Consider the following 19,338-nt stretch of genomic DNA (forward strand, 5'->3'; position numbering starts at 1 on the left):
TATCACGTTAAGGCGAGACGATTGATTCTCGGATTCAAACACACTTTTATAGCGTAACTTGCGATAGCGGCTTAACTTGTTCATGATCAATGATTATTTTGTCTGTTTCTGCAAATATAAGCATTTTATCCGCTTATGCAACTTATAATCAGGGATTTAATTTATAGAAGTCCCCATTAATGAAATTGATTTATTTTTATAGATTTATCTACAATTAGGAATACGCTTATCTTCGCATATGGAATAGTAATACACTCCTTCCCCAAAATCGGCTTTAAGCATATTCTACACCGACCCGGGATAGGCTATTATTATCTATAAATATAGAATGGGAATAGACTAACTTGGCAAATTCTTAATATTGCGCCAAATATCCAAATAATTTTTTCGTGTTACTGCTGTGTGAATTAAACGTATGACCATCTGCTCTCTTAAGTTATAAATTAAACACTAATATCACTTGTTCTGTTTAGGTGTTATATACTTCCAATATCGTTCTTTTTCGGCTACAAATATATATATTATATTTAAATAAAAGAAACAATATGTCGCATATTTTATACCATATTTCCACTTATATCTTTTTGCTATATATTTAAGCATATATTACTCATTTAAGAAACAAATACACAATATATTTCAATATAAACCTGACATTAACAATCATTTTGATAGTTATTTTAATTGTTTAAACAACAATGCCATATCTCACACAAAATAGCTTATCGAGAGGATTCAATGCAAAAAAGATAGATATTCAAAAGTATTTCCTATTTTTGCACCCATTATATATAAATAAGGTATAAGATGAACTACGGATTTGTAAAAGTAGCTGCAGCCGTGCCACACGTAAAAGTGGCTGACTGTAAATTCAATGTAGAGAAGATAGAAAGTCTGATTGCAGTGGCTGAAGGAAAAGGAGTGCAGATCATTATTTTCCCGGAAATGAGTATCACAGGATATACGTGTGGCGACCTGTTCGGACAACAACTTTTGCTGGAAGAAGCAGAAATGGGGCTGATGCAAATTCTGAATAACACTCGCCAATTAGACATCATTTCTATTGTTGGTATGCCTGTCGGTGTCAATTCGACAGTAATCAATGCAGCCGTAGTGATTCAGAAAGGGAAAGTGTTGGGAGTTGCCGCCAAGACCTATCTGCCGAATTATAAAGAATTCTACGAACAGCGCTGGTTTACTTCGGCGCTTCAGTTGACAACAAATAGTGTACGTCTCTGTGGACAAATCGTTCCGATAGGTTCTAATCTGCTTTTTGAGACTTCAGATACGACTTTTGGCATCGAGATATGCGAGGACCTTTGGTCTACTATACCTCCGAGTTCTTCATTAGCACTGCAAGGTGCAGAAATTCTTTTCAATATGTCTGCTGATAATGAAGGTATTGGAAAGAATAATTATCTTTGTTCTCTCATCAGCCAACAATCTGCACGTTGTATTGCCGGATATGTATTCTCGTCTTGTGGCTTTGGAGAATCTACTACCGATGTAGTATTTGCCGGTAACGGGTTCATTTATGAAAACGGTTCACTGCTTGCACACAGCGAACGTTTCAGCATGAAAGAACAGCTGATTATCAGCGAAATTGATGTGGAACGTATCCGGGCAGAACGCAGGATAAATACAACCTTTGCAGCTAATCAAGCAAACTTAGGGGATAAAAAGGCGGTTTCTATTGCGACTGAATTTGTCAACAGCAAAGAGCTAACCTTAACCCGGAAGTTTAATTCTCATCCTTTTGTACCGCAAGGAATAGAGCTAAATGAGCATTGTGAAGAAGTGTTCTCCATACAGGTAGCGGGATTGGCACAAAGGCTTGTCCATACAGGAGCTAAAACTGCTGTAATCGGTATCTCTGGCGGGTTGGATTCAACATTGGCATTACTTGTATGTGTGAAGACTTTTGATAAGTTGGGATTGTCCAGAAAGGATATTCTCGGCATTACGATGCCAGGATTCGGAACGACCGACCGTACTTATCATAATGCCATCGATCTAATGAAATCGCTGGGTATCTCTATTCGTGAAATCAGTATCAAAGATGCTTGCATTCAACATTTTAAGGATATAGACCATAATATTAATGTACACGATGTCACATACGAAAATTCTCAAGCACGCGAACGTACACAAATATTGATGGATGTGGCGAACCAGACTTGGGGAATGGTTATTGGTACAGGAGATTTATCAGAACTTGCACTAGGATGGGCAACATATAATGGCGATCATATGTCCATGTATGGAGTGAATGCGAGTGTCCCTAAAACTCTCGTAAAATACTTGGTACAATGGGTGGCAGTAAATGGCATGGATGAAAATTCGAAAGCGACTTTACTCGATATTGTAGATACTCCCATCAGTCCGGAACTGATTCCGGCAGATGAAAACGGAGAAATTAAACAGAAAACAGAAGATTTGGTGGGTCCTTATGAACTACATGACTTCTTCCTATATTATTTCTTACGTTTCGGTTTCCGGCCTTCCAAGATATTCTATCTGGCAAATATTGCATTCAAAGATATGTATGATGAAAAAACCATCAAGAAATGGCTTTCTACCTTCTTCCGTCGTTTCTTTAATCAACAGTTCAAGCGTTCTTGCTTGCCGGACGGTCCTAAAGTAGGAAGTATTTCTATCAGCCCGAGAGGAGATTGGAGAATGCCGAGCGATGCCAGTTCAGCCATGTGGCTTAAAGAAATAGAGGCCTTGTAAGGACGTCCTATCAATAGGCTTGTGCCACCGCATTGGCACAACTGTGCCAGCATGATGGCATGGTTGTGACAATACGGTGGCACAGCTGTGACAGAGCGATGGTAAAGATATGGCATATTATAACTCTCCACCTTCCATTACTTCTTTTCTTATTTGCTCCACATTTGCTTCCTTGATTCTTCTAATAATATTCTTATAAATTCGATGAAAGCCATAGCCTCCTTCAGTCATTTCATGGATTGCATCTTCTTTTGAAACATTCTGAAAAATGATACGATAAAACGCACAAACAGCCCCTGTACGGTCAGAGCCGTGGTGACAATGAAAAACAATAGGCGCTTTACGATTTTTAATAATGCGTAATGCCTGTATCAATTGCTTTTCACTAATCGAATGTGCTTTAGTTTTTACCCGGTGAAGTTTTATACTTGTTCCTTTTGCTTCGTCATCATCACTATGTCTGTTTCGTAGATTAAGTACTTCTCCAATACCATACTTTTCTAAAGCTTTAAAGCCCTCTTTTGAAGGTTGCTCCGAACGATATACGCCCGAATCTATTTGATACAAATTTGTCAAATCACTATCAGGCAGAATAATCTTATCCGCTTTCAGATTTTGACCGAAAAGAGAGACGGATAAGACTATCGCCAATAAGCATAGTGGGATTTGCTTTTGCATAAGCAATATGGATATGATTCTAAAAAACATTAAAGCACACCCTTACTGGATGGAAGTTCAAAATGATAGATATCTCTTTTAATTGCCATTTTCAAAGCACGGGCAAGGGCTTTAAAAATTCCTTCTATCTTATGATGTTCATTCTGTCCTTCCGCTTTAATGTTCAAATTCATCTTTGCCGCGTCACTAAGTGACTTAAAGAAATGAAGGAACATTTCCGTCGGCATCTCTCCTATCTTCTCACGCTTGAATTCAGCATCCCAAACTAACCAGGGACGACCGCCAAAGTCCAGACAAACCTGACAAAGACAATCATCCATCGGTAAGGCATAGCCATAACGTTCAATCCCTCGTTTGCTACCTAAAGCCTGATAGATACATTCGCCCAGTGCGATAGCAGTGTCTTCGATCGTATGATGTTCATCTACTTCCAAATCTCCTTTAACACGGATGGTTAAGTCCATGCCAGAATGTTTTCCAATCTGCTCAAGCATGTGATCGAAAAAGCCAAGACCGGTAAAAATGTCACAAGTTCCATTTCCATCAAGATTCAAAGCAACATAAATATCTGTTTCTTTTGTAGTACGACGTACTTCCGCTTTCCGTTCTCCGGCAAAAAGGAATTCGGCTATCCGATCCCAATCAGTAGTTGCAAGAACACAGACTTCTTCTAATCCTTTTTCTTTCAGAGCTTCGGTCGAGTCTTGCAAATAAATTGCCCGGCAACCGATATTTTTGGCAAGTTCCACATCTGTGGGACGATCGCCTATTACAAAACTTCCGGCAAGATCGTATTCCGGATTATCCAGATACTTCGTCAACATTCCGGTACGCGGTTTGCGGGTGGGCGCATTATCTTCAGGAAAACTACGGTCTATCAGAATCTCATCAAAAGTAATCCCCTCCCCTTCCAATGTTTTAAGCATCAAGTTATGGGCAGGCCAGAATGTTTCTTCCGGAAAAGAAGGTGTACCCAATCCATCCTGGTTAGTGACCATCACAAATTCAAAATCGAGCTTACTGCGGATAAAGCCCAAATTACGGAATACTTTCGGATAGAATTCCAGTTTTTCCAATGAGTCGAGTTGGTAATCTACAGGAGGTTCGATCACCAACGTGCCGTCTCTATCTATAAATAATACTTTCTTCTTCATAAATTATCCTTGATAGTTTTTAAGAGCTGCCAATAGGGTATTATTTTCGACACGAGTACCGACAGTCACACGCAAACAGTTGCAGCAAAGTGAAATGTTATGGCGATTACGCACTATTATTCCTTCCCCTACCAAATAATTATAGATTTTCACGGCATCCGTCACTTTTGCCAAAAAGAAATTCGCATCGGACGGGAACAGTTTAATGGTACATGGAAGTTTTTCAAATTCCGCTTCCAGATAATCACGCTCTTCCTTCAACGTTTTCACCCAACGTTCTATCTCATAGTGCTTATGCAACATAGAAATAGCTTGTTGTTGAGTCAACTGATTGACATTATAGGGATATTTGATTTTACTAAGAATGTCTATAATTTCTTTGGAAGCAAAAGCCATACCCAAGCGAATTGCAGCACATCCCCAAGCCTTGGAGAAGGTCTGGAATACGACAAGGTTGGGGTATTTATCCAGCTCTTCGAGGAAAGACGGAGCCTGGGAAAAATCATTATAAGCCTCATCCAGCATCACCAATCCTTCGAACTGACAAAGCACCTTTTCTATTTCAGAACGGAGCAAATCATTTCCTGTCGGATTATTAGGCGAGCAAAGGAAAATCAATTTGGTGTGTTCGTCGGTAGCCGCCAGCAGTTTATCGGCAGAGAACTGGAAGTCATCATCCAGTAATACTTTCCGATATTCCACATCGTTCACATCGGCACAAACCTGATACATACCATAAGTAGGGTCGATGGCTACGACATTATCTTTTCCCGGTTCGCAGAATGCACGAAAAACCAAGTCGATGGCCTCATCGCTACCGTTTCCAAGAAAAATATGTTCAGGGGATACTTTTTTGATTTTCGACAACAACGTCTTCAGTTCGCACTGCATAGGATCCGGATAGCGGTTATGAGGCGTATTGTAAGGGTTTTCGTTTGCATCCAGGAAAACAGAGGCTGTAACTCCTTTATATTCATCTCGTGCCGAAGAGTAGGGTTTTAATTTCCAGATATTCGGTCGGGTTAGTTCTTGTAACGTTTTCACTTCTTTAAGTTTTAAATTATGAATTTTGAATTGCTTTGAGACGAACTGTGACGGCATTTTTATGTGCATCCAGCTGTTCATTAGCCGCCATCTCTTCAATAGCAGGACCGATAGCTTTTATTCCTTCCGGGAGAATTTCCTGAAATGTAATCTTACGGATAAAACTATCCAGACTTACACCACTATAGGCTTTGGCATAACCGTTGGTCGGCAGGGTGTGATTCGTTCCGGAAGCATAGTCGCCGGCACTCTCGGGAGTTAACGAACCTAAGAAGACAGAACCTGCATTTATCACACGTTCGGCCACTTCCATATAGTTTTCCGTTTCTATGATTAGATGTTCCGGAGCATACGCGTTAGTCAGTTCCAATGCTTCATCCAGATCCTTCACTAAAATCAATTTACTATTCTCCAGTGATTTCGCCGCAATTTCACGACGGGGAAGTTCTGCTAATTGACGCTCCACTTCTGCCATCACCTCTGTTTGCAGTTTCTCGGAAGTGGTAATCAATATAGCCTGGCTATCTATTCCGTGTTCTGCCTGTGACAAAAGATCTGCTGCCACAAAAACCGGATTGGCAGATGCATCAGCCAGAACTTCCACTTCTGAAGGACCGGCAGGCATATCGATAGCTACATCACGCAGGCTTACCAACTGTTTGGCGGCTGTCACATATTGATTGCCAGGACCAAATATCTTATATACTTTGGGGACACTCTCCGTTCCATAGGCCATAGCGGCAATAGCCTGCACACCACCAGCCTTGAATATTTTGCTGACACCTGCCAATTGCGCAGCAAAAAGGATAGCCGGATGAATATTTCCATTCTTATCGGGAGGCGTACAAAGTACGATTTCCTTGCATCCTGCAATTTTAGCCGGAACAGCCAACATTAATACAGTTGAGAAAAGCGGTGCTGTTCCACCCGGAATATATAAGCCGACCTTTTCGATTCCCACTGATTTTTGCCAGCAAGTTACCCCATTCATTGTCTCTACCTTCTTCCCGACAAAACGCTGGGAAGAGTGGAATGTTTCAATGTTTTGTTTAGCTAAAGAAATGGCAGCCTTTAGTTCATCGTTTACTAATGTCCCGGCGGCTTGAACCTCTTCAGGAGTCACAGCAAGTGCGGACAAGGTTACTTTATCAAAAGCAGCCTCATATTCCAATACTGCTTTATCGCCTTCTGTCCTTACCTTATTTATAATAGAACGAACAGTATCGAACAAACTTTCCGTATTTAGTGCCGGACGTTTCAAAAGTTCTGTCCATTGCTCTTTTGAGGGATATTTAATCAATTTCATGGTTCATATTTTATCAGGAACGAATTTTCGTTCCTATCTATTTATACAATCATCTTTTCAATCGGCAGTACCAAAATACCTTCTGCTCCCAGTCCTTTCAATTTTCCGATAATTTCCCAAAAACGTTTTTCATCAAGTACTGTATGAACAGAACACCAGCCTTCCTGTGCCAATGGCATCACTGTAGGACTCTTCATACCGGGCAATACAGCTATGATTTCTTCCAGTTTGTCTTTTGGAGCATTCATCAATACATATTTTTTATCTTCAGCTGTTTTTACTGCGTTCATACGGAACAGCAATTCTTCGAGCACTTCTTTTTTCTCTTCGCTCATGTTCTTGTTGCCAATCAACAATGCTTCCGACTTCATTACAACTTCCACTTCTTTCAAGCGGTTGCTGACCAAAGTAGAACCGGAACTTACAATATCAAAAATGGCATCAGCCAATCCAATACCCGGAGACACCTCTACCGAACCGGTTATCACATGTATTTCGGCATTTACGCTATTTTTTTTCAGGAAGTTACGAAGAATAACCGGATAAGAGGTAGCAATCTTCTTGCCTTCAAACCATGACAAACCGGGATATTCAATATCCTTCGGCATAGCCAGTGACAGACGACATTTGCTGAATCCCAGACGTTTGACAATTTCCGCATCTTCCTCCTTTTCCATAAACTCGTTCTCACCAACAATTCCCAAATCAGCTACCCCGGTAGCTACCGTTTGCGGAATATCATCATCACGAAGAAATAGAACTTCGATAGGAAAGTTAGAAGACTGTACCAACAAGGTACGTTTAGTAGTGCTTAACTTGATATCTGACTCTTCTAAAAGTGCCATTGTCTCTTCGAAGAGACGTCCTTTGGCTTGTACTGCGATTCTTAACATGACTTTATTTAATTACTAATTATTAATTACAAATACAATCTGCGTTGAAAAACAAAAAAGGCTTACCGCATTCGGTAAGCCTTCGTTATCGTTTATATAGTTATACACAATATCATCCACGCCCACCGATTATTCGTTAGGAAAATGATGATGATGATGTGTAGCTGTATATTTCATATTTCTTTTATTAACTGCGACAAAAGTAAAGTATTTGTTTGATACTACCAAACATTTATCACAAAAACTTAAGTTTTTATTTCAAATTAATGGTAATATCTCTTCCGATTCTACATCACATTTCGAAAAATGCATTTCATCTTTCGACTTTTCTTTCGAGAAAGTAAAGTAAGTACAAACTGATTCTGTACAGACTTCTCCATCCTTATTATATAACTTTGCTTCAACAATAACGATGTTCCGCTTTACCTCTTTAATAGACGCGCGTAATACGATATGAGAATCTTTGGTATCAATCGATTTTCGGTAACGAGTTTCCATCTTCGACGTCACCCCCGTGGTTTGTAGTTTACGAAGTATAACCCAGGCACAGATTTCATCCATCAAGACAGCTTGAATACCGCCATGCAAGGTATCAATCCAGCCTTGATATTCGGGACGTGGTTTCCAAATGCTTACCACTTCGTCACCATCTTCGTAAAATTCCATTTTTAATCCGGCTTCATTATTGGAAGCACAACCAAAGCAGTTGTACCCTTCCAAACCTTTCCAGGGATTTATTATCTTCTTCATAGTTCTCTCTTTTAGTTAGTTTTACTTCCCAAATATAAGCAATTTATGGAAAAGAGAAGCCTTTTTCGTCGATTTACTTTCTGATGCAACGAATGGCAAAGGCTTTTGTATCAACACCCGCATTAGATTCTTCAATGATATCCGTATCACTTTTCAGATAGAAAACCTTGATATCGATAGCGGCATTTGCATTATCCAGTGTCCAATATGCCAGATGTTTTTTCTCGTAATCAGTTTGAAAAGCCCCCACATACATTCCTACAGGTATTCCATTAAAACCGGATAAATTAGTTGCAGGCTGTACCTGTTCTCCCGCTTTCAAAGGTAACCAAGTACCTGATTTCAGCAAAGAAGCCTCTCCATTCAGATAGTCTTTTAAAATGTTCCAGTCTTTCCAATCCGGTATACTCCAATGAGCAGGCAGAATTTTATTAGAAAGTACTACATTAGCTGTATAAAAATAGTGTTCCGTAGTAGATTGCAGATATCCGACAACATTCGCTGTCACTGCATCCAGTCTGGGAAGTGCTTCACCGCCAACATACGAAGATGCCTCCAGATTATCCCGCATCCAATATTGTGTTCCAATCTTCACTAACGGATAATTATGAATGATTCCTCCACGTACATCACGAACGATATCTTCCAAAGCCAAAACAGATAGTACGTCATCTGCTGTCGTAACAGATAAAGAAACGGTTCCGTTTGCCATCACATATACATTATTACGAATCGGCAAAATTCCGTCAACATAGGCCAATGAGTAATCTTCCATATTCCATGATACGCTTCCTCCATTCACTTTTCCGGATTTCCCTAGCAACTGTGCTACAACACCTTGAGATAAGTCCACACTACCATCTTTTTTCATCGGATAGGCAACGATTGCCTGCGAAGAAAATTCCGGAGTAACAAGATACTCCTTACATATTTCAGCTACTTGCTTTCCCGAATGTAACACTTTATACACATTCGACTTTTCAAAAGTTAACTTCGAAACATCTATGTATTTATGAAGCGTGACTGATTCTGTATGATCTATTTCGGTTCCGTCCCAATCTCCGATTTCCCCATTCACTTTGCTCATTAATACATCTTCGGCTGATACAAACTTTATTTCCAATTCGCGCTGCTTTCCACTTTTTAATTGTAAAGTAGATGGTAATGGGCTTATATATAGCTTTCCTGCAGCTTCCAACGTTATGTATTGGTATCCCGGAGTCGCCTCCTGCGGTATCAAAATAAATTCCTTTCCTATCAGTCGTCCGTCTTTTATCTCCCATTCTCCTGCAGGAATAATATCTTTCTCTTCGGAATAACCAGAGAAAGTCTTTTTCTGAAAATCATAACTTGTTTTAGTATAAAAGCCACTCACCGAAAGCGTAGGCTTAACGGATAACATATCTTCCAAATTCTCCCCCTCTCCAGGAATAAGAACAATTTTCAGACGAAAAAACTGATGATTATAGGTCAGAGCGACCGCCTCCTTACTGGCTAAGACCTCTTCTTTAGAAGCAATTAGGAAATCAGAATGTGAATAATCGTCAGGAATATTTTGAGTCGTTGAAACCGCCACCTGCATGGTGCTCTCCCCTATCCCCACGCCACTCTTTTGATAAGGATAATAACTGATTAAATTCAATGTAACTCCATCATCCGGATAGTATACCGACTCGTTAGATTCAAACTCACCATTGGATGAACGTATGAAATGAAGATTATCCACATAACGTTCTTCTTGCATTGTAGTGGTTCCGGCAAGAGCAAACAGACCGACTTCATCCCCTTCAGCAAAGTTATTATTTGCCATACGGGTACCAACTGATTCACGAATATCGGCAATAAATTTCAATGGAATATCTCCATTATTAACACTATCCTCCTCTTCCTCCGAAATATGGTTCACACAAGCACTAAGCAAGATAGTACAAAAAACAAGTAAACCCACGCCCCTTTGTAGGTTATAAAATAGTTTCATCATATTTATTTTTTAATTTTCCAATAGAAACTTTTGATTGAACAGAAAGAATAGCATAAGAGGAAGTATTCGCTTTCGGTTATGGGATACTGAACAACACGTCTGTTGTACTGAGGAATCATCAATTTCAAGATATCATTTTGATGTCTTGAAAGCAAAAGTATATAATTATATTAAGTCGGAGTATAGTTTCTATAGGAAAATTTCACATTTTCATCTATAACGCAAACAATCAACAAGTTACAAACGACTAGTCAGGAACAAAGAATTAAACTCTCACATTATTATATTAAGAGCCTGCTAATTTCAGAAAGAATATCCCACTTCTATTCCGGCAATGTGTCTGCCTTGCGAAGATGCATATTGATAACAATAGAATGCATCCAACGACCAACGTTTGGCCAAAGCTATTTCTACTCCGGGACGATAACGCATACGATCGGCTCTCCAAAAAGAAACGTCATCCAAACTCTGATAGATTTCAACAGAGAAATAGGGAGAAACAATTCCTTTTGTAGGAGCATAAGATAATTTCAAGCGGGAACGCAAACGAGTTTCAGAGTTGCCACGATCAAAAGTCTGCTGAAATCTTTCCCTTACAGCTACTTTCAACCATTGATAACGAAAACTGACAGTAGCAGTTATATGATAGCGATGCCTGAACTTCCAGTCCGAGTCACCCAAATTCCGAAGATGGGTTTCATAGCCAACCCCCAGATTCAAAAATGAATAGGGTCGGTAACTTCCGCCAACAGTCAGCCCCCAACGATCCAATTTACTCACATCATCTTTCATGCGCAATTCCAAATCACCTGAAACTGAAAACCGGGAATCTATCTTATGGTTTACCTTGAATTTAGTCCATGTATTAAAATCGTCACTTTGTGCCCATGCAGAAAATGATATTCCAAACAACAGCACAAATAATAGCCAAGTCTTAGTATTTAATATTATTCTACTCATTGATTTTCGGGTTAAAGTTACAAAGATAACAAATTATCTCCGGCAAAGAAAAAGCATGATACTGAAATAATACTGAAAAACTGTTTGCGTTTCATTAAAAGGAACATGTTGTTTCTCGGTGTGAAACAGGTCGTTCCTTTAAAAGAAACGACCCGTTGGTTTAAAAGGGAAAAGTCCCTTTTTATAAAGCATTGTTATTCAAATCATTACTTCGGCTTCACATTCCACACCAATAAAGCGAAAAATACAGACAATAAAGCCGCTCCTATCCAAAACCAATTGATATAAGTGAAATCATAAACATCGACTCCATTCTGAACCGTCTTTTGCCCCTCTATCAGAACACCACTCATTACATCCTGTAATCCGGCCCCAATATAACTGGCAATGCCGACTACCCCCAATGCTGCTCCCGACGCATTACGGGGAGCAATATCGACTGCCATCAGGCCACCCAGAAAACAAATGAGAACTCCGATACCCAAACCGAAAAGAACCATAGCCAACACATCTATCCAAAAGTGTACACCGGGAACCAACAAGAACAGGCTAAGTGCAAGAACATTCATCAATCCGAAAATCAGGGCGGGAACATTTCGACGACCGCCAAATAACTTGTCAGAAATAACACCCGAAAATATGGTACCTACGATACCACAGACCGGACAGATGGAAATAATGAAGCTGGCATCCAACGTGGAATATCCTTTTTGCGCTTCTAGATAAAAAACACCCCAGCTATTGATAGCATAGCGACTGATATACATAAAAGCACTCGAAAGAGCCAGTATCCAGATGGCAGGCATCATCAATACCTGGCGTTGGGCTTTATTAAAGTCTGTCGTTTCCACCACACTCATCTCCTCTTTCTGTTTTGGAGCATTTACAGGAGGAAAGCCCTGACTCTCGGGAGTGTCATGGAAGAACTTCCACACAATTAAAGCACCAAGCAAACCAACAATACCGGCACCAAAGAAACCGTATCTCCACCCCAATACACTAACGATAGATGCAACAATTAGGAAGGTCAACGCTTCACCGATATTGTGGCTGGCAGACCAAAACCCGTAATAGGAACCCCGTTCTTTGTCCGTGAACCAACGGGAAAGTCCCACTACACAAGAAGCAGCACCCATAGACTGAAACCAGCCACTAATCCCCCAAAGGAGAGCAAACAGAATAAAAGAATGGGTAAAACCCAGGCACAAGTTCACTAAAGCAGTTACCAGTAAACCGGTAGTCATAAAGCGGTTGATATTGCTACGGTCAGCCAGAAAACCATTCGTAAATTTTCCAAGGGCGTAAGTAAAGAACAATACCGAACCGATAATTCCCAGTTCCGTTTCGGAGAAAATTCCTTCATCTACGATGGGCTTCTTCACGACATTCAGGCTAAGACGACAAACATAGTACATGCCGTAACCGAAAGTGGCTGAAAGGAAAGTAGACCATTTCAGGTATTTCAGACGACGGGCATCGGAATGAAGATGTTGTGAGCCGGATGAAGACAAAGCTTCCCCGTTACAAGGTCTCGGTGAAGAGACCTTGTAAAAGTTTATAAGTTGTTTCAACATGAAAAAGTCTATTTAGTCGTGAAGTTTCTTTTTGCGCAGATACTCCAATAAGAGGGCAGGACGGTCAGTTTGAATTAATTTGGCTCCCTGATTAATGATCCATCCCCAGCTTTCATCCGGTTGATGAAGTTCTACTGCACGGTCGTCATCATGACCACCACATAATTCGGGCCAAAGAGAGTTTATAAACAACTTAGAACCCGTATCACGCACTTTTTTTATCAGGTTAAGCACCTCAGGACTATCATTATCAAACACTAACTCATAAGCAGCAGGCTTCATGTGAGTCTTGTAACTGTCAATAATAGCTTCGGCTCCTTTTTTATGCAACTGTACAATAGGCATAAAAATCACTTTATCCAATACAGCACCGTTTTCGGCTTTCACTTGTTCATAAGGAAGGCCGGCTTTGATAACACACTGGTCAACCGTTCCCGTCTTTTCGAGTACAATATAAGCTTCCTGAAAATAATCATACCCCTTATCAATATTTACCATGATCTTACCTTTGCAGAGCAACATCACTTCTTCCAATGTAGGAATCTGATGTCTTGTCTTACAAGCTACTCCATTTTTAAGACGCATTGCTTTCAATTCGGCCAATGTATAATCTTCCACCAGTCCTTTTCCAGACATGGTACGATTGATCGTTTTATCATGCATCACTACTAAATGTCCGTCTTTGGTTCGTTTCAAATCGATCTCCACCATATCGACACCCATATCAATGCAATTCTGTATACCTTGCAATGAGTTTTCCGGGGCATTACGCCAGTCAGCCCGGTGGGATACAACCAATATTTTATCTGGATGATTTCCCAGCAGATTTTCTCTGATTTCAGCTATTCTATTTTGAGCAACAGCCAGTTGCACCAAACACAGAAGAAGTATGAAGTTACATATCCGTTTCATAAGTTCAAGCATTAAGAATTTTAATTCAGTTTATTGTTTTTCCAGACTAGTTTTTCTCCCCACATTGGTACATAAGTCTGTTCACAGTTAATCTTCGAAGCCCGTTCGAGTGCCATATCCAATGACCATCTTGATTCATCAACACCTGCATGAGCCAGTTCCAAGATATGTGATAACAAGACATAATCGGGCTCCACCTGTCCCGCACCTGAACCCAGAATATTATTTTCGGTCAGAGCATTGGGAGCATAACGCGGTATCAAAACATTCACATGAGAAGCCAGATTCGTATATTGTTCCGGTTTATAGTTAGAGTCTCCTACATGCATAAAAACGAAATTACCGGTATCTTCCCCACAATTGATCGAAAACACAGTCACAAAATTAGATAACCCGGCATTGTTATGGTCAGTGATACAGGTTTTAATCTTGAATTTTCCAATTTCATAATCTTTATCCCCCTTTGCAGTATAAGGATATGTCGTGTCTTTCAAATAGTTGGATAACACCGGTTTACCTAAATCAAACATAGCCTGGATAAGATCATTACTATAATGATCGGAGTGCTTGTGTGTAACACAGAGAAAATCAATATAAGGTGCCAGCTCTTTCGCCCAACGATGAGAAATGTCAATAGCAAAACATCCTGACGGAGTTTTTACCACATACCCCATATTATAGAGTAACCAGATCGCTGCCGTACCATTTTCTACTTTTGAGTTTTTAATTCCATCCATTACACGATCAAATGCACTCCGATAAAAATAGATAATCGGATCACACTTTTCCATACTCGTACTTGCCTGATCGAAGCCATTCAGATAACTGATGAAATAATCATCTTTACACTTATCCGCATATCCCTGGATCTTGGTCAAAGTAGTGGTACGTCCGGTATTGACAATCAAAGGAGAAGAACTCCACAACTGTTGTGCAGTGGCATCTACTTCCTCTGCCAATTGCGTAAGAATTCCTTCATGACCAGTTTCGGTACTGTTGTTGTCATCATCATCACAAGCAACAAAACCTATTGCCAAAAGACAAAACAGTAAATATTGTATTTTTCTTATTATATCCATCTTATTTCTGATTTTTATAGTCATTAATTATTTTATTGAAAGTCTCAACCACCCGTTCCGGTGTCGGACGCGTATTGTCGTTTTCATGGTCTTTGGTAGCTTCATACATGAAAACCCCTTCATAGCCGATTCCTTCGAGTGCATGCATTAACTTTCCCCATTGAATGTCACCTTGTGTAGGAAGCCAATGACACTCGTTGACAAAATCAAAGTCCGAAGCGTGTATAGTACCTATACGTTCACCAACAGTTTCTACAAAATGCCCTGTCGTCCCTTTAGTATAATGATTGGTATCAAAACAAACCTTCACACCCGGAGTATCTTTGATTATTTCCAAAAGCTCTTCAGGAGTATTACCCAGACAAGTTCTCGGCAGATTTTCGATGCACAACTGTGCTCCTATTTGATCCGCATATTTTTTCAGATAAGCGATAGACCTGGAAGCGTTAGTTATTCTTTGTGCCCGAATACTGTCAGCAATAGGCTCGGAACTAGGATGCAGTACCAAACATTTCGGCTGAAACTGAGCGCACTGTCCAATCATCTCCGCCATAAAATCTACATTTTCTTTCCTTTTCTTTTCATCCAGCACCGATATATCCAACGTGCGTGAGAAAGGAAGATGTATAGACCAGACCTTGATACCGGCACTATCAATTTTTGCTTTCATATCCCGGATACGAGGAACAACTTCATCTGCCGGAACTCCTCTATAACACTGGTTAAATGCTACTTCCACATACTCTACCCCCACAGACCGGGCTTGAGAAAAGTCTGTGGAAGCAGGTACTTTCCACAAAGCTGTAGTCGTACCTACTTTATATTTCTGTGCATATAAACCCATTGTCATCGCCATAAATAAGATAAAAACAGGAACTCTCATTATCGCTTACTTTTGACGGTTTGTACCTTGAATATCACCACCACGAATACTCCAGGAGTCTGTTGCTAATGTCTTATTGACAGCAAAAGCCTTTATCGAACTGATATTATTAGATCCGATCGTTCCGCAATAAAGCCGTCTGTCCGGACCAATGCTAACAGCTGCCATGACCTGTTGTCCCACAGTCTCTTCAAAAACAATGTTTCCATTAGTGATGTCAAGTCCCAGCACTTTGTTATTCGATTGGGTACCTATATAAAGAATACCATCCGTACTCAAAGCACCTCCACTGTAGTTCAAATTGTTACCCACATTTTTCTCCCAGATTTTAGATCCGCTGGCATTTACTGCATGAACAGTCTGCGATCCTTTTTCAGTAAAATAGACATTGCCATTTTTATCAGCAATCGGGAAATAAGCATCTCCTTTTGTAGTCGGATACGTCCATTTCTTTGTTCCGTTTGTCATATCAACAGCAACGAGTCCTCCGTTTTTCAAAGTCGCATAAAGTACCTGATCCTTCAAAGCAAACGTAGCCTGTTCTGTCACATTCACTTCTTCCAATTTCCAATTCTGCTCTTTATTCGATTTAAAAGAATAAATGGCTGCACTTGTACCTGCATAAACATTTCCGGCTTTATCAATAGCCACAGCACTACCGGTTGCTCCGTCAAGCGATTGTTGCCATTTAATAGCACCACTGGATGCATCCAGCGCATACAACGTACTCTTATTGGTGAGACAGTAAAGAACACCATCGGCCGACAATGCAGGGAAAGCTCCTATCGCAGCATCCAATTTTATTGCCCACTTTTGAGTTCCGTTCGGATTAATAGCATATACATTATTAATAGTGGCATTTCTTACACACTGATAGATTGTACCATCAGGAGCCACCAACGCACCTCCGCCATAAGTTATCTGACTGATAGCAAACACCCACTTGAATTCACCGCTCACTACGTCAATAGCAAATAAATGACCCGCAGGAGTAGATGTCGGGATATACATTGTTTTTCCATCCGGAGAGAACACCGGATTGGAGGTCTTTACATATCCGGTAAGTCCACCGAAGTTCAAATCGACAGAATTCCATTTATAATTGCCGACCGTGACAGTCAGACTGCCCGACTCGGTGGTATTATTAACATAAGTCACCGTTACAGCCACTGTATAAGTACCGGTAGTAGTAAAAGCATGCACCGGATTGTTTTCTCCCGATGTCGTACCATCACCAAAATCCCAACTTACCGATTTCACTTCACCAGCCATGAAATACATATCGTTATAAGCAAAGGTAGAAGGCTCCCACACAACCAGTTCCGTACTAGCGAGAATAGGATAGATCAATCCGGGAGTAGCAGAAGTTTCCACCGCAATAGAATTGCCTGTAGGATAAACACAGGCTACATTAAATGTATATTCCTGATCGTTAGTCAAACCATCAACGATGTATTCTTCCAATGAAGTATCATCCAGATTGATAATCTGATTACCGGGATTCACGGTAACCTGATAGCGAGTGAAACGTTCACTCGCAGGTTTCGTCCATCTCAAACGCACTCTTTCATTGCCGGCTGCTGCCGTCAGATCAGAAATCGGATATCTTGCATTCTTCGGTGTACAGGCAGCAGTAGTTTTACTGGCCAATCCTCCCTCATAACGAGGTTGCACAGAAAAAGTGTAAGCAACATCGTTCACCAGATTATTGATAGTGGCAGTCATTGTTTTTGCATCCACAGTCATCTCGCCTCCTTCCGCTTCTGATGATCCGGAAGTCCAAAGAATCAAATATTCATTCGGACGGGCATTCTCGTATGCTTCCCAGGAAAGAGTCACATTCATATCTCCGGCTGTTGCCGTTAGTGACTTCAGTTCATATAAATCGAAACTTGCCTTTGGCAGATCTTCTTCACAAGCAGTAAAGACTACCGTGAAAATAAACAACAAGCTATATAGTATTTTTTTCATCGTTTGATTTCTTTTAGTTTAATCCTATTAATATCCCGTATTCTGCCACAACAGTTCTGTGTTGTTTATTCTTTCCAACTCCGTTTTTGGAATAGGATACAGGAATTGATAGTCCTGAATAGTATGTCCTTCTGCTTTCATAGCCTCCTTAGCACCTCCCATACGTACCAAATCGAACCAACGCTGTCCTTCATAAGGAAACTCCTGCTGACGTTCCAACATAATCGCTTTACGGAAGCTATCCTGATCGGGAAGCTCTGTTATCTGAAGCGGAGACAATCCGGCACGAGTATGCACAGCATTCAAAGCAACCATAGCTTCTGAATTCTGCAAATTACTATAACTGATTTCATTCAAAGCTTCGGCGTACATTAACAGCACATCGGCATAACGGAGAATAATCTGGTCATTACCGACTGTATTATAGGTCGCACTTTTGACATCTTTAAATTTATTCATCACGCATACTTTATCTTCCACCTTTACATAGGTAATCAGATTCTTGCGCTTATCCCCATCTTTGTAGCACTCTTTCAGAGACTTTGTCTGATTGGTATCATCAGTCAGATTAATAATAGAGAACCAATATCCATGTCCTTCTCCTTCAACATCTTTATTAAAGCGAACAGCAAAAATAATCTCATCATTCATTTTATTGTTCACGTCAAACACTTGTTCGGGAGTAGTCATTAAAGAATACCGACCCACTAGTTGAGATAGCACATTGCGAGCCTCCGTCCATTTATGGAAAGTCAGGTAAATCTTGCCGAGCAATGCCATTGCAGCACCGGAAGTCACTCGTCCCATATCGGCACTTGTATAAGAAGACGGCAACATATTTTCATTAATAACCTGATTCAAATCACCGACAAGAAAATCATAAACCTGTTGATCGGAACTGCGCCCGATTTTAAGAGCTTCAGCCACCGTCACCACTTTATTAGTCATCGGTATCCCTCCCCATAAACGATACATATTAAAATAAGTAAGGGCACGGATAAAAAGAGCTTCGCCTTTATATTGTTTTTTCAGAGTTGCGTCGAAGTTGGCCTCATCAATTCTATCTAATACAAGATTGCAACGATAGACTCCATTATTAAAGTTTGCCCAGGCATCTTCCAAAATTCCATTAGAGGCTTTATCTGCAAACTGATCGATATCATAACGGTCTTGTGTTCCGGCAGTGGGCGCACTCAATGTCAAATTATCACTCCGATATTCGCAACACTCTGTAAAATAGGAAACTTGTGTCTGCAATTTGGAGTAACATCCTATCACAGCTACATTAAAATCTTCCGCTGTCTTATATACCTTGTCGGTAGGCACACTGCTACTCGGTTCCAAATCGAAGAAACTATCTGTACAAGCAACTGATAACAAGGCAGTTGATAGGAATAGTATTAGTTTATATTTTTTCATA

Annotated in this window: 15 protein-coding genes; 1 reads left to right on the top strand and 14 read right to left on the bottom strand. The window is 40.3% G+C overall.

Going from position 1 to position 19,338, the window contains the following annotated elements; genetic code table 11:
- Positions 1 to 807: 807 nt before the first annotated feature.
- Positions 808 to 2,733 carry an NAD(+) synthase gene (locus AB5217_RS08470; RefSeq protein ID WP_032843760.1) on the top strand — a complete coding sequence of 642 codons (1,926 nt, stop codon included), beginning with the start codon at positions 808 to 810 and terminating at the stop codon, positions 2,731 to 2,733.
- A gap of 117 nt (positions 2,734 to 2,850) precedes the next feature.
- On the opposite strand, the gene AB5217_RS08475 is transcribed toward AB5217_RS08470, so the two are convergent.
- The 14 genes from AB5217_RS08475 to AB5217_RS08540 form a co-directional block, all read right to left on the bottom strand.
- On the bottom strand, positions 2,851 to 3,411 hold the full coding sequence (locus AB5217_RS08475) for a dual specificity protein phosphatase family protein (RefSeq protein ID WP_032843775.1): 561 nt from the start codon (positions 3,409 to 3,411) through the stop codon (positions 2,851 to 2,853).
- A 29-nt stretch (positions 3,412 to 3,440) separates the two neighbouring features.
- Complete coding sequence (gene hisB / locus AB5217_RS08480; protein ID WP_004296905.1) at positions 3,441 to 4,565, bottom strand: bifunctional histidinol-phosphatase/imidazoleglycerol-phosphate dehydratase HisB; 1,125 nt, start codon at positions 4,563 to 4,565, stop codon at positions 3,441 to 3,443.
- Between the two features lie 3 nt (positions 4,566 to 4,568).
- Positions 4,569 to 5,666: a histidinol-phosphate transaminase gene (hisC, locus tag AB5217_RS08485; protein ID WP_050486451.1), complete on the bottom strand. Its 1,098-nt coding sequence runs from the start codon at positions 5,664 to 5,666 to the stop codon at positions 4,569 to 4,571.
- Positions 5,626 to 6,915: a histidinol dehydrogenase gene (gene hisD, locus AB5217_RS08490; RefSeq protein ID WP_032843762.1), complete on the bottom strand. Its 1,290-nt coding sequence runs from the start codon at positions 6,913 to 6,915 to the stop codon at positions 5,626 to 5,628. The genes hisC and hisD overlap by 41 nt, the downstream gene beginning before the upstream one ends.
- A gap of 41 nt (positions 6,916 to 6,956) precedes the next feature.
- A complete protein-coding gene (gene hisG / locus AB5217_RS08495) occupies positions 6,957 to 7,808 on the bottom strand; it encodes an ATP phosphoribosyltransferase (protein WP_004296908.1) in 852 nt (283 codons plus the stop codon).
- Between the two features lie 258 nt (positions 7,809 to 8,066).
- A complete protein-coding gene (locus AB5217_RS08500) occupies positions 8,067 to 8,558 on the bottom strand; it encodes a PaaI family thioesterase (RefSeq protein WP_004296910.1) in 492 nt (163 codons plus the stop codon).
- A gap of 73 nt (positions 8,559 to 8,631) precedes the next feature.
- Entirely contained in the window at positions 8,632 to 10,536 is a 1,905-nt protein-coding gene (locus AB5217_RS08505; protein WP_032843764.1) for a fimbrillin family protein, read from the bottom strand.
- A 306-nt stretch (positions 10,537 to 10,842) separates the two neighbouring features.
- Positions 10,843 to 11,499, bottom strand: coding sequence for a DUF2490 domain-containing protein (locus tag AB5217_RS08510; RefSeq protein WP_022199201.1), 657 nt, complete (start codon positions 11,497 to 11,499; stop codon positions 10,843 to 10,845).
- A 206-nt stretch (positions 11,500 to 11,705) separates the two neighbouring features.
- Positions 11,706 to 13,073 (bottom strand): MFS transporter, encoded by a 1,368-nt coding sequence (locus AB5217_RS08515; RefSeq protein ID WP_004310809.1) that lies wholly within the window; start codon positions 13,071 to 13,073, stop codon positions 11,706 to 11,708.
- Between the two features lie 12 nt (positions 13,074 to 13,085).
- A complete protein-coding gene (locus AB5217_RS08520; RefSeq protein ID WP_004305975.1) occupies positions 13,086 to 13,985 on the bottom strand; it encodes a glycerophosphodiester phosphodiesterase family protein in 900 nt (299 codons plus the stop codon).
- 20 nt (positions 13,986 to 14,005) lie between these two features.
- A complete protein-coding gene (locus AB5217_RS08525) occupies positions 14,006 to 15,064 on the bottom strand; it encodes an MBL fold metallo-hydrolase (protein WP_032843766.1) in 1,059 nt (352 codons plus the stop codon).
- A 1-nt stretch (position 15,065) separates the two neighbouring features.
- Positions 15,066 to 15,947: a sugar phosphate isomerase/epimerase family protein gene (locus tag AB5217_RS08530; protein WP_004310806.1), complete on the bottom strand. Its 882-nt coding sequence runs from the start codon at positions 15,945 to 15,947 to the stop codon at positions 15,066 to 15,068.
- Between the two features lie 6 nt (positions 15,948 to 15,953).
- Positions 15,954 to 17,918, bottom strand: a complete 1,965-nt coding sequence (locus AB5217_RS08535) for a PQQ-binding-like beta-propeller repeat protein (protein ID WP_032843768.1) — start codon at positions 17,916 to 17,918, stop codon at positions 15,954 to 15,956.
- A gap of 27 nt (positions 17,919 to 17,945) precedes the next feature.
- Positions 17,946 to 19,337: a RagB/SusD family nutrient uptake outer membrane protein gene (locus AB5217_RS08540; RefSeq protein WP_032843770.1), complete on the bottom strand. Its 1,392-nt coding sequence runs from the start codon at positions 19,335 to 19,337 to the stop codon at positions 17,946 to 17,948.
- Between the last annotated feature and the right edge of the window lies 1 nt (position 19,338).

The organism is Bacteroides sp. MSSM.1001136sp1_RTP21357st2_D2_RTP21359_211015 (assembly GCF_040913205.1).
Taxonomy (GTDB): domain Bacteria; phylum Bacteroidota; class Bacteroidia; order Bacteroidales; family Bacteroidaceae; genus Bacteroides; species Bacteroides ovatus.